Below are 13,548 nucleotides of genomic sequence, written 5' to 3' on the forward strand. Positions count from 1 at the left end.
AAAGGTAAAATAATACTTCTTATTTAACTACCGCGATTCACTAAAAAAAGAACTTGCGAAAATCGCAAGTTCTCCCCCGTACCTATTAAGCGCTCTGGTTTCCTTCCATTTGCGTTTTATACATATCGTAATAACGCCCGCGCTTTTTCATTAGTTCATCATGAGACCCTTTTTCCAAGATTGTTCCTCTATCGAGTACAATAATTTGATCTGCGCTTTTAATTGTAGAAAGGCGGTGAGCAATAATAAATGTCGTTCTTCCTTTTTTCACAACTTCTAACGCTTGTTGAATCATCGCTTCCGTCTCTGTATCAATGCTAGACGTCGCTTCATCTAAAATTAAAATGGCTGGATCAAATGCAAGTGCTCTAGCAAACGATATAAGCTGACGTTCTCCGGTTGAAAGTGTACTTCCTTTCTCCGTAATTTCTTCATTTATATTGTTTGCAAATCTTTCCGCACCAACATCACGCAATGCTTTTATAATGCGCTCTTTTGAAATGTTTTCATTCTCTAAGCTAACATTAGATGCCACTGTTCCGCTAAATAAAAACGGATCTTGCAGTACGATTCCCATATGTTCACGAGTTGCTTGTTTCGGCATCTCTTTTACATCATGGCCGTCAATCGTAAGCTTCCCTTTTTCAAACTCATAAAATTGAAAGAGTACATTCATAATGGAACTTTTTCCTGATCCAGTATGACCGACAAGTGCTACCGTTTCGCCTTGTTTCGCTTCAAAAGAAATATTTTTTAACACTTCATCTTTTCCATTATAAGAAAACGACACATTATCAAACTTTACATTTCCTTGTAAGCGAGGCATACGTTCTTCTTCTACTGCTTCCCCTTTTTCCTCTAACAATTCAAAAACACGTTCTGATGCAACGCGCGATTGTTCTAAGTTAGCAAGCTGATTTACCATATTTGTAATCGGCGAGAACAATCGTGTTAAATAATCAACGAACGCATACAGTATCCCTAGTGAAATAACTCCTGAAGCACTTAATGAAGCACCACCGAAATACCAAATCACACCTGTAAAAGCGATATTTCTTAATACACCTACTAAGTTATGCGAAGTTGCTGCATTTAAATTCAAAATTTTATTTTGATACTTAAAATAATCTCCATTTAATTCATCAAACTCTTTTTTCGTTTCGCGCTCTTGACGGAACGCTTGAATAATTGGCATCCCTTGAATGGATTCATTCACCGTTCCGTTAATATCAGATAAACGTGAACGCATTTTATGATTGTATACAGACGCATACTTTCTATAAAGAATGGCCCAAACGATTAATATCGGGATAATAAGTAAACATATCGTTGCCAATTTTACATCGAGTAAAAATAATGCCGCAAATATCCCGATAATATAAATGATACTAGAAACGAATGTCGAAAGTACCGTTACGTATAAATCACGAATGGCTTCCGTATCATTCGTGACACGCGATACAATTTTCCCTGCTGGTAAATGATCGAAATAACGAATCGGCAACGTTTGAATATGAGAAAACACATCTTCCCTCATAATTTGAATAATTTTGTTCGCTGCCTTCTGTAAGAAAAATTGCTTTCCATATGCAAATAATGAAACGACTACTAATAAAGCGAAATAGCCACCACCAAGTAATAATAGACGGTTTATTTCTGGTTTATAAAACGCAAACACTTCTTCTTTCGTTAATGCTTTCGCTTTATATACTTGCACCGCCTTACCATTTTGAACGGTAATCATATCATCTTTTACAGAACGTGACCCTTCAACATTCACTTTGTTTGGTACAAAGTAATATTGAAAACCGACCTGCATCACGCGTACTTCTTTTCCTTTTTTCTCACCTTCCTGGAAGCGATCGCTTCGCTTATAAAAGGCACCATTATACGAAACAGCCTCTTCACTCTTTTCTGTTTCATACCAAGGCTTCTCTATTCCAACGATATGATCATCAATCATCGTTTTCGCGACGAAAGGACCAGCAAGCTCTGCGATAACGAAAATAAATAACATTAGCATCGCTGCAAAAATCGTACCTTTCACTTTCATCGCATATTGAAACAATCGTTTCGAAACGCTCATATTTTCACCCCACTATCCGCACTTTCACTTTCTCCTTGTTGTCTTTCAAACTGCTCAGCATACCAGCCTCCACTCTTAATCAGCTGGTCATGCGTACCTTCTTCTATTACTTGCCCTTCATCCATAACGAGAATCCAATCCGCATGTTGAACTGCAGATAGACGGTGCGTCGTAATAATCGTCGTCTTTCCGCTTCTTTCTGTTCTTATATTGTCAATGATCGCTGCTTCTGTACGAGCATCAACAGCTGATAAAGAATCGTCTAAAATTAAAATTTCCGGATTTTGTATAACAGCTCGCGCAATCGAAATCCTTTGTTTTTGCCCTCCTGATAAAGAAACACCTTTCTCTCCAACGAGCGTTTCTAACCCTTCTGGTAAAAACTCTAAATCCTTTTTAAACGCCGCGATTTCAATCGCTTTCTCGAGTTCTTCTTCTGTCGCTTCCCTATTTCCAAATAAAATATTTTCTCTCGCTGTTTTTGAGAACAAAATATGTTCCTGAGGTACATATCCAATCCAGCCGAGTACATTTTCATTCGTCATTTTATCTAGCGTCACATCAGAGACTGCAATATCCCCATCTCCAAGCGGATATTGGCGAAGAAGCTGACGGACAAGCGTCGTCTTTCCGCTTCCTGTTTTCCCGACAACACCAAGCGTTTCTCCTTGTTTTAATGTAAACGAAACCTTCTTTAAATTTGTTTCAGTTGATGAAGGATATGAAAAGGTAACATCATCAAACTGAATATAATCCGGCTCTTGTACAAGCTTTGGATTTTTCGGATCCTTTACATCTGGTTCATACGCTAACGTTTCATTTACACGGTCTAACGAAGCGTTTCCTCTTTGCATAACATTAATTAATTCCCCAATTGCAAACATCGGCCAAATCATCATCCCTAAATACACGTTAAATGAAACAAGTTCACCAAGCGTTACCTTTGATTGAAATACAAGATATGCGCCGTACACTAAACCAATTAAATAACTAAGGCCAACAAGCATTTTCACAGTTGGCTGAAATAGTGCATCAATTCTAGCTACCTTCATATTTTTTTCGTAGACGTCATCTCCTAAATGATGGAACCTCTCTTGATCTGCATTTTCTTGTACGTATGCACGAATCACACGTACACCAGCGATTGACTCAAGTACTTTATCGTTCATATCACCGAATGCATCTTGCGCAACAGTAAATCTTTCATGCAATTTCTTTCCATATATATTCATCGCATACGCCATAATCGGAAGCGGTATAAGTGCCGCAAATGTAAGCTCCCAACTAATTGTAAATCCCATCATAAAGACAATCGTAAGCATATATAAACTCGAATCCACGAGCGTTAATATACCGAAACCAGCCGTCATAGCGATTGCTTTTAAATCATTTGTCGCTCTCGCCATTAAATCACCAGTACGATTTTTTTGATAAAACGTCGGTGTCATTTTAAGTAAATGCCCCATAAATTTAGAGCGCATCGTCTTCTCCAGTACGAATGCTCCTCCAAACAACTGATGTTGCCAAACGAAAGTAAGACCATATCCAACGATTGTAACCCCTATTAAAATAAGAATAGACTGTATAATAGCTTCGTTCGATAACGTCCCTGTTTTTATATTATCTATCGTAACCCCTAACACTTTCGGGGGAATGACTTCAACTATATTTACAATTAAAAGAGCTCCAATGGCGATACTATATCTCTTCCAATGCTCTTTAAAAAACCATTTTAACTTTAGTAATACTGATAACAATGTAACCTCTCCCTTCTCGTTCTCGTTTTCCTCTCATTTCTTTATCCACTATCCAGACCCATCACATTTACATTTCGTAACCCATACAATCTCATCACATTTTTCCACCTTCCAATTTTTTCGTAGTCGTAGAAAGGAAAATAAAGTGAAACTTTAATCAGTGGGGCATTTTCCACTGATTATTAGTTGAACCAATCGGGCTTTTACGGGCAGTTGATCCCCACCTAACTTCTGTACTTTCGCTGAACTGTGAGGTGGGGATCTTACTGCCCGTTAATGCGGGGTAAACAAAAAAAAGCATACCGCCGCTTGACGATATGCACAGAAATGCATAAAAGCGTACGTTACGATATACGCAACGTACACTTTTTATAAGACAAAGATGCCCTATATATCCGTACGGGTTGCGTAATGATATGAATGTTTTCTGCCATTTAACAGAGCTAAGCCCATTACATTTACGATTACAATCATTACGCACACCCCCTTCATTTATTTTCCATTTATAATCTTACAACTTTATTGAGTATTCTGTCAATTATTTTTTTACAGACCGCATGAAAATATAAGCTACATCATTTTGAAATAAGGGAATGTTCTGTAAGAAAGGGCATACAAAATAAAAAAAGAATAAGAAATCGTTTTCACAAACATTTCATTTGAAAAATGTTATCAAACCCCCTACAATCACCTTATACTCACTCTTACAAGTTGCTATTTTAGGAGGACTAATCATGACAACTAGCAATACGTACAAATTTTATTTAAATGGAGAATGGAGAGAAAGCTCTTCAGGAGAAACAATCGAAATTCCATCTCCATACTTACACGAAGTAATTGGACAAGTACAAGCAATTACTCGCGGAGAAGTAGATGAAGCAATTGCATCTGCAAAGGAAGCTCAAAAATCATGGGCAGAAGCTTCTCTACAAGATCGCGCAAAATATTTATATAAATGGGCTGATGAGCTCGTAAATATGCAAGATGAAATTGCCGATATCATTATGAAAGAAGTCGGTAAAGGATATAAAGATGCGAAGAAAGAAGTTGTTCGTACAGCTGACTTCATTCGTTACACTATCGAAGAAGCTTTACATATGCACGGAGAAAGCATGATGGGCGATAGCTTCCCGGGCGGTACAAAATCTAAACTTGCGATCATCCAACGCGCACCACTTGGTGTTGTATTAGCAATCGCACCGTTTAACTACCCAGTAAACTTATCTGCTGCAAAACTTGCACCAGCATTAATTATGGGTAACGCTGTTATTTTCAAACCAGCAACTCAAGGCGCAATTAGTGGTATTAAAATGGTTGAAGCACTTCATAAAGCTGGCCTTCCAAAAGGACTTGTAAACGTAGCGACAGGACGCGGTTCTGTAATTGGTGACTACTTAGTAGAACATGAAGGCATCAATATGGTATCGTTCACAGGTGGTACAAACACAGGTAAACATTTAGCGAAAAAAGCTTCAATGATTCCACTTGTATTAGAACTTGGTGGTAAAGACCCTGGTATTGTTCGTGAAGATGCTGACTTACAAGATGCTGCAAACCATATCGTAAGCGGTGCATTCTCTTACTCTGGTCAACGTTGTACAGCTATTAAACGTGTACTTGTACACGAAAACGTAGCAGACGAGCTTGTTGACTTATTAAAAGCGCAAGTAGCGGAACTATCAGTTGGATCTCCAGAACAAGATAGCACAATCGTTCCATTAATCGATGACAAGTCTGCTGACTTCGTTCAAGGTTTAGTTGACGACGCTGTTGAAAAAGGTGCTACGATCGTTATCGGTAACAAACGTGAGCGTAACTTAATTTACCCAACATTAATAGACCACGTAACAGAAGAAATGAAAGTTGCTTGGGAAGAGCCATTCGGTCCAATCCTTCCAATCATCCGCGTTTCTTCAGATGAGCAAGCAATTGAAATTGCTAACAAATCAGAGTTCGGCTTACAAGCAAGTGTCTTCACAAAAGACATTAACAAAGCATTTGCAATTGCTAACAAAATCGAAACTGGTTCTGTTCAAATTAACGGACGCACAGAGCGCGGCCCTGACCACTTCCCATTCATCGGTGTAAAAGGTTCAGGTATGGGCGCACAAGGTATTCGCAAGAGCCTTGAGTCTATGACACGTGAAAAAGTAACAGTATTAAACTTAGTTTAATTTTATATGTAGAAGCTGATCTAGTTTTAGATCAGCTTCTTTTTATATACATGCTTACCAAGACAATAGCGTGTTTATTTCACATTCCGATTTGGTTTTCCAAATCGAACTAAAACATGCCATAATAATTTTAATTCCTGAAGCACTTCTTCATACGTTCCGCGATCACTCCAGGATAGTGGATTCCTTTTCAAATTCGCCACAGCAGAGCCAATTATATGTGCATCGATACAATGATTTCGTGCAATACGTCTTGCCAAAGATGGCATTTTTGAACCTCTAAAATCCATCGGAACTTCATCTACCATAAGTACAAAACCCATGTGCCAATACAAATCAATAGAATACTTCAAACAAATTTCTTCTAAAGTTCTACCTACATTCGTACCCTTAAATGAAGGATCTACAACAAGTGCTTCCACATCTTCTTTAAGAGAAATATCTCCATGAATCTGTGCTTCTATATAATGATTAAGATTACGAGCTGACTCTTTGTCTGCGAAATCTATAAACGGCCTTTCCAAGTTAGCCAGCAAATGATGAATGAGTCTTGTTGGAGTCAAATTCCCTTCCCCAATTGCAAAATCTCTTACGAATGTCTCTTCCAAAAGAGCAGCTAAAATCATATCAAACTCTTCATAAGTACCCTTTTCTTTTGGATCTTGATGTGAATCTAAATACGTATATGTAGAGCGATAAGAAACTTTTGGAGATAAGAGAAAATAACATGATCCAAAACGCGGGGCAGGTCCATCTGGATGTAACATTACATTTAGTGCCCCATATTTAGGTCGTTCATTATTCGTTGCCCCTTCCAATTGATATGCGCCTCCAAATATTCTCTTTTCCCAAAGGTCACGCTCACCACCCGGATAAGCAGATACACTCCCATTAGATAATAATGTTTCAAACTGACTTTTATATATGCCTTGCTCAAACAGTGCTTCAGCAATATTTTTCATATTCGAATCTAATCTGTCTGGATGAAAGTGTAAAGCAATTCTCGCATTTGATTTTAAATGAATGACAGCTTCTTCAAACATTTCATCTGTAATATTAGACATTTTCAATATATGATTAATGGTTGCTTTCGCCTCACCTTTTTCGTTCTCTGCATATTTTGAAATGTACTCTAAAGCAAATAATTGAGACTTTGATAATTCCATAATCCAATCTCCCCTTTAATTGAACTGCCCTTAAACACTTCAATTAAAAGATTATTCTTTCCTTCTTATGAAACGAACCTGATTTATTAAAAAAGTAATTTAATACATCCTAATTATACATACGCGCATTTTTCATCGGCAAATGTACACATTCTACAAAAATTTGATACCCTAGCCACCTCTCAGCAATATGTTCAAATGAAGAAACAGAGCCTGTTGTAAAAAATCGATGCTTCGGATTCAAATTGTCAGACAGAATTCCTTTGTGTTGTAAAATTGTGCTTAACTCTATCGCTGTTTCTTCTGCAGAACTAATAATTGTTACATCCTCTCCTAGTTCCTTTTTTATATAAGACTCTAAAAGTGGATAATGCGTACATCCAAGAATTAACGTATCTATATCTTCTTTCGTTAATGGCAGTAAAGCTTGTTTCACTTGCTGCGTTACATATGCTGTATCTTCTAATTGATTTTCTACAACTGTAGCTAAAGTCGGGCACGCGTGACTATGCACTTCCAAATATGTATCAAGCTCTTGTAATGCTTTTTCGTACATATTAGACTGTATCGTACCTACAGTTCCAATTACTCCGATTTTCCCTTTCTTTGTCACTTTAATTGCCGCTCTTGCTCCCGGATGTATAACGCCAATAACTGGAATATGCAGTACTTCTTGCAACACAGTCAATGCAGCAGCTGCAGCAGTATTACATGCTACAACTAGAGCTTTTAACGGAAACTGTTTGAGGAACTCAACCATTTCAAATACGAAAGATTGTACCTCTTCTACACTTCTTGGCCCATACGGACAACGCTCATTATCACCAATATAATAAATGCTCTCTTTAGGCAATTGTCTTATAATTTCGCTCGCAACTGTTAATCCCCCAACTCCCGAATCTAACACACCTATTACTGAATTTTTATGACATACAGACATATACTTCATCCCCCTTTTCAATCATCTAGCGCTAATAACATGTATTATATTACGAAAATTCAAACATCACATAACAATCCCTCTTACTTTTAATCACAAACTCTTCTCTATAATCTGATTATTACTATATCCATTGACGTATAAAAATTCATTTGTTACTCTTAAATACGTTAATTTAATATTTAAATCCTCATTCGTATCTCGGTGAGGTAGAGGTTGCAGTCATTAAGAGTATCATTTCAGGAGATGTAGTGGCATTGATGAAGGAATGAGAAAGGAATGATTGCCGAAGTAAGCCCGTGGCCACTATGCACGCTTGCTGGGTCTGCTATTTAATAAGTGCAGAACTGTCACAAATGAAACATTTCGTTTGTGGAGAGCTATCGAGAGGTATGTCGTGGGTTTCTTATAAGATAGAAAGCATGTAGCGGCAAATTACGTGCTTTTTTTGTTTTGTTTGGGACTTCTCTTCCTGACTTAGGAAGACATACATATCTCCTCGCTTGACTTGGTTATACTAACTTTGGAGGTATTTTCTATGCAACAAAAAAAATGGGGCTTTTGGGTACTAACAGCTTTCGTTGTCGGTAACATGGTTGGCGCTGGTATTTTCATGGTGCCAAGTACGTTAGCACAAACAGCAAGCCCTCTCGGTGTCACTTTAGCTTGGTTAACAACAGGGTTTGGTGTTTTAATGCTAGCTCTTGTTTTCGGTAATTTAGCAATTCGTCGTCCTGATTTAACGACAGGACCACAAAGTCATGCATATGCTTTATTCTCAACACCAAAAAAGAAAAAAATGGCTGGTTTCAGTATGGTATGGGGGTATTGGGTTGCAAACTGGGCAAGTAACGTTGCCATCATTACATCATTTGCAGGATATTTATCACTCTTCTTCCCAATTATGAAAGATACACGACTACTATTTTCAATCGGTTCTTTTAACGTAGAAGTCGGAAAACTAATTACATTTACGATTTGTTCCATCTTACTTTGGGGAACTCATATTATATTAACGAACGGTGTAAGTGGAGCTGGAAAGCTAAACTTCTTAGCAACAACAACGAAAGTAACTGGATTCCTTTTATTCATCGTCGTTACGTTATTTGCATTCGAAGCTTCTAAGTTTGGACAATGGTACACACCGATGATCGATAAATCAGGTGTATCACACGGCCTACTTTCACAAGTAAACTTAGCTGCTCTTACAACGCTTTGGGCATTTATCGGAATTGAATCAGCGGTTCTTCTATCAAACCGTGCTGTTTCTCCAAAAACGGTAAAACGTGCAACAGTTGCGGGGTTACTTATTACCGTTGCGATTTACTTAGGAATTACAATTTTAACAATGGGTGTACTTCATGTTGATACATTACAAGCTTCTGAACGTCCATTAGCAGATGCACTAAACGCTGCAATGGGTCATGGCGGCGGGAAACTGATGGCATTACTTGCTCTTACTTCCCTATTCGGTTCCATCTTAGGTTGGATTTTATTAAGCTCAGAAGTACCGTATCAAGCAGCAAAAGAAGGTTTCTTCCCTTCCTTCTTCACGAAAACGAATAAAAAAGGAAGTCCAATTTACTCATTACGATTAACAAACATTATGTCGCAAGTGTTCTTATTCTCAACATTATCAGGAACAATTGCGGAAGCTTATACATTCGTTATTACCGTGTCAACACTAGCCTACCTCATTCCATATCTCGTTTCACCAATCTTCCAGTTAAAACTAGTCGCTACTGGTGAAACGTATAAAAATGAAATGCGGGCAAGAATTACAGATGGGATAGTCGCAGTGATCGCACTTTGCTACGCACTATGGGTTATTAAAACGGGCGCAGCCGATATAAAAACATTCCTTCTCGGAATTGGTTTATTCGTAATCGGCTTTGCCTTCTATCCATTAATGAATCGTGATCAGAAAAAAAATAACGAAAAGAAAAACGGGCAAGTTGCATAACGCAATTTGCTCGTTTTTTCTTTTGTAAAACATATATAATAGAACAAAGAGGTGAAAAACATGTCAATCGAATCGCTATGGAGCAGTCGCTTCCAACAACATATGCAAAATATCATTACATACTTTGCACGTATGATTAACGGTTTACTATATAGCTTTATCTTTATTTCATGCGTTGGCGCATACTACTATGCTCAGTTTTTAAAAGCATCTCCTTCTAAAGGAATATCTTTACTACTTATCACGATTGTACTTACATTCATTATAACGAGATGCCCGATCCGTACATTTATTCAAAAACCTGACGCTGTCTATTTACTCGCATTAGAAGAGAAACTAACATCTTATTTTAAAAAATCTCTTCTATATAATTACATCATTCAGCTTTTCCCATTATTATTTATGTTCCTTATTCTCGTTCCACTTGCCATGCAATCATTACAAGTAACAGTACCTTTCTTATGTACAATCTTTATCGTTCTAATGATTACGAAAGCTTGGAACATATACATACATTGGATGTGGCGTGATAGTCATGAAAGAAGCATATGGTTCATTATTCGTATTACTTGTAACGCACTCATTATTTACATGTTATTTTTTTCAGCACATGTTCTCATATTAGGCGGATTGCTCTTACTACTTGCTTTCCTGCTTCTATACACGAAAAAGCAGCCAACAAAACGAATACCATGGGATTACATAATTGAACAAGAAGAAAAAATGAACGTTCGTTTTTATCAATTTGCTAGCATTTTCACCGATGTTCCGCAACTGAATAAGCAAGTAAGTAAAAGAAAGTGGCTTACAAATTGGATTGAACCTTTATTACATAAAAAGCAAGCAACTTTCTTCTATTTACATACACTCGCATTTTTACGCGGGAATGATTATTTCGGTATATATATCCGCTTAGGATTAATTGGTGCCTTCGCCTTATATTTTATACCAAACATATACGCAAAAGGCGCTATCGCATATATCGTCCTATATATGATTTCTATGCAACTCCGTTCTCTGTGGAAATATTTTTCGGGAAATATTATTGTAGCATTATATCCAATTGATACTGAAAAACGAATGAATCAATTTCTTCACTTAATCTTTATATTGCTAAGCATTCAACTCATTGTATTTTCAATTGTTATACTCATTGCTACAGGTCAATTTTTACATAGCCTTATCATTATGACTGTCGGGTTACTCTGGATCAAATGTATTATTGTACCAAAAACGAAGCAACGCGTTTCCTCGTTTTAACGAAAAGACTTATCTTAAAAGGCAAGGAGAAAATAAATTATCTCCTTGCCTTTTTTATTTTCCTTCCTTAAATAAGAATCACCGGCACAACCGATGTTTTATGATTTTTACATACAAAAATGATAATACATGTTTACGTCCTAATAAAAAGGGTATCTATTAAATTAACAGCGTAAAGGAGGGGCCTATATTGTGAATAAAAAAATGGAGCAATTGGAAGACCACGTTACAGATAATCAACGCAAACATGCTTTAACAACAAACCAAGGAGTAAAAATAGCCGAGGATGAATTCTCTTTAAAGATGGGCTTAAGAGGCCCAACCTTAATGGAGGATTTCCACTTTCGCGAGAAAATGACCCACTTTGATCATGAACGAATTCCTGAAAGAATTGTTCATGCACGCGGAGTTGGAGCACATGGTCATTTTCAGCTTTATGAATCTTTAGAAGCATATACAAAAGCAGATTTCCTTACTAATCCTTCAAAAAAAACACCTGTATTTGTACGGTTCTCAACCGTTCAAGGCTCTAAAGGATCCAATGACACAGTAAGAGATGTGCGCGGATTTGCCACAAAATTTTATACAGATGAAGGTAACTATGATTTAGTAGGTAATAATATGCCAGTATTCTTTATCCAAGATGCTATTAAATTCCCTGATTTTGTCCATGCTGTTAAACCAGAACCACATAATGATATTCCTCAGGGAGCTAGCGCTCATGATACATTTTGGGATTTTGTTGCCCATAATCCCGAGTCTACTCATATGGTGATGTGGCAGATGAGTGATCGCGCAATTCCACGTAGTTTACGAATGATGGAAGGTTTTGGAGTTCATACATTTCGACTTATTAATAAAGAAGGAAAAGCCCACTTCGTAAAGTTTCACTGGAAACCTACCCTAGGAGTTCATTCATTAGTATGGGATGAGGCTCAAAGGATTGCTGGGAAAAATCCTGATTTCCATCGTCAAGATTTATACGAAGCAATTGAAAAAGGCGATTATCCAGAATGGGAGCTTGGATTACAGTTAATTCCGGAAGAAGATGAGCATGCATTTGATTTTGATATTTTAGATCCAACGAAACTATGGCCGGAAGAAGAAGTTCCTGTAAAACTAGTTGGTAAAATGACACTCAACAAAAATGTTGATAACTTCTTTGCCGAAACGGAACAGGTAGCTTTTCACCCTGGCCATGTCGTACCAGGTATTGATTTTTCAAATGATCCTCTTCTGCAAGGAAGATTGTTCTCCTATACAGATACACAATTATCTCGTTTAGGAGGCCCTAATTTCCACCAAATTCCTATTAATCAGCCTGTATGTCCTTTTCATAATAATCAACGTGATGGTATGCATCAAATGCAGATTCATCGCGGTCAAACAAGCTATCATCCCAATGGCTTAAATAACAATCAACCAGCAACCGTCCAAACCGAACAGGGCGGATATGAGCATTATCAAGAAAAGATTGATGGACATAAAATTAGGGGGCGCAGTAAAAGCTTCCTTAACTTTTATTCTCAGGCTAAACTTTTCTACAATAGTATGAATCCTATTGAAAAGCAGCACATAAAAGACGCATTTTGCTTTGAAGTTGGGAAGTGCAAATCAGACATGGTGAAGGCAAATGTAATTGCTCTTTTAAACCACGTCAATCATCAATTAGCAAAGGAAGTCGCTAACATGATTGGAGCCCCTTTGCCTAAAGAAAATCACGAAATAAATTCGGATGCAAAATCACCTGCACTCAGCATGTCCAAAACTATTTTTAAAGCTGATTCCAAAAATGTGGCAATTCTATTGAATGGTGACCCAAGCGTCTCCCTTCTGTCCGAATGGATTCAAGCTTTTGCACAACACCGAATTAACTATGGAATCATAGATAATAAAATTCATCATTTCAATGATTCCATTAAAGTAACAGATACTTATACAACAGCAGACTCTGCACTTTTTGATGCGGTATTAGTGTTTAGTAGCGAATCTGCCATTCAACCCCCTGTTTTAGAATTTGCAGAAACTACTTTTAAACACTTTAAACCGATAGCCTATGTCCTTAGTAACCCTCATGCTTTAGACCATAGTAAGGTGAAACTGGATGGAGCAGGAGTTTACAACTTAACAGATACTTCAATTGAATCATTTATAGAAGGCATTGCCCAAGGACGATTCTGGAACCGATAATATAATATAAGG

At 37.4% G+C, this 13,548-nt stretch carries 8 protein-coding genes and 1 riboswitch; of the genes, 4 read left to right on the forward strand and 4 right to left on the reverse strand.

Annotated elements, in window-relative coordinates; genetic code table 11:
- Positions 1–85: 85 nt before the first annotated feature.
- Together ACZ76X_RS09985 and ACZ76X_RS09990 are read right to left on the reverse strand one after the other, a co-directional pair.
- On the reverse strand, positions 86–2,086 hold the full coding sequence (locus ACZ76X_RS09985) for an ABC transporter ATP-binding protein (protein WP_479850357.1): 2,001 nt from the start codon (positions 2,084–2,086) through the stop codon (positions 86–88).
- Complete coding sequence (locus ACZ76X_RS09990) at positions 2,083–3,843, reverse strand: ABC transporter ATP-binding protein (protein WP_479850358.1); 1,761 nt, start codon at positions 3,841–3,843, stop codon at positions 2,083–2,085. Before ACZ76X_RS09990 ends, ACZ76X_RS09985 begins: the two co-directional genes overlap by 4 nt.
- 734 nt (positions 3,844–4,577) lie before the next feature.
- Here ACZ76X_RS09990 and gapN point away from each other — a divergent pair.
- Positions 4,578–6,017 carry an NADP-dependent glyceraldehyde-3-phosphate dehydrogenase gene (gene gapN / locus ACZ76X_RS09995; RefSeq protein WP_000213627.1) on the forward strand — a complete coding sequence of 480 codons (1,440 nt, stop codon included), beginning with the start codon at positions 4,578–4,580 and terminating at the stop codon, positions 6,015–6,017.
- 74 nt (positions 6,018–6,091) lie between these two features.
- Here gapN and ACZ76X_RS10000 read toward each other — a convergent pair whose 3' ends face one another.
- Positions 6,092–7,183 (reverse strand): DUF3626 domain-containing protein, encoded by a 1,092-nt coding sequence (locus tag ACZ76X_RS10000; protein ID WP_479850359.1) that lies wholly within the window; start codon positions 7,181–7,183, stop codon positions 6,092–6,094.
- 109 nt (positions 7,184–7,292) lie between these two features.
- Positions 7,293–8,123: a glutamate racemase gene (racE, locus tag ACZ76X_RS10005; protein WP_479850360.1), complete on the reverse strand. Its 831-nt coding sequence runs from the start codon at positions 8,121–8,123 to the stop codon at positions 7,293–7,295.
- A 202-nt stretch (positions 8,124–8,325) separates the two neighbouring features.
- Positions 8,326–8,514: riboswitch (Lysine riboswitch) on the forward strand.
- Positions 8,515–8,661: 147 nt separating this feature from the next.
- On the opposite strand from racE, the gene ACZ76X_RS10010 reads away from it, so the two are divergent.
- The 3 genes from ACZ76X_RS10010 (at position 8,662) to ACZ76X_RS10020 (ending at position 13,536) form a co-directional block, all read left to right on the forward strand.
- Positions 8,662–10,086, forward strand: coding sequence for an amino acid permease (locus tag ACZ76X_RS10010; protein ID WP_001186318.1), 1,425 nt, complete (start codon positions 8,662–8,664; stop codon positions 10,084–10,086).
- Between the two features lie 60 nt (positions 10,087–10,146).
- Positions 10,147–11,346, forward strand: coding sequence for an ABC transporter permease (locus tag ACZ76X_RS10015; protein ID WP_479850361.1), 1,200 nt, complete (start codon positions 10,147–10,149; stop codon positions 11,344–11,346).
- A gap of 192 nt (positions 11,347–11,538) precedes the next feature.
- The gene (locus ACZ76X_RS10020; RefSeq protein WP_479850362.1) at positions 11,539–13,536 is read left to right on the forward strand and encodes a catalase; all 1,998 of its coding nucleotides are present in this window, start codon (positions 11,539–11,541) and stop codon (positions 13,534–13,536) included.
- Positions 13,537–13,548 lie beyond the last annotated feature (12 nt).

Source organism: Bacillus sp. BC05(2025) (genome assembly GCF_056725905.1).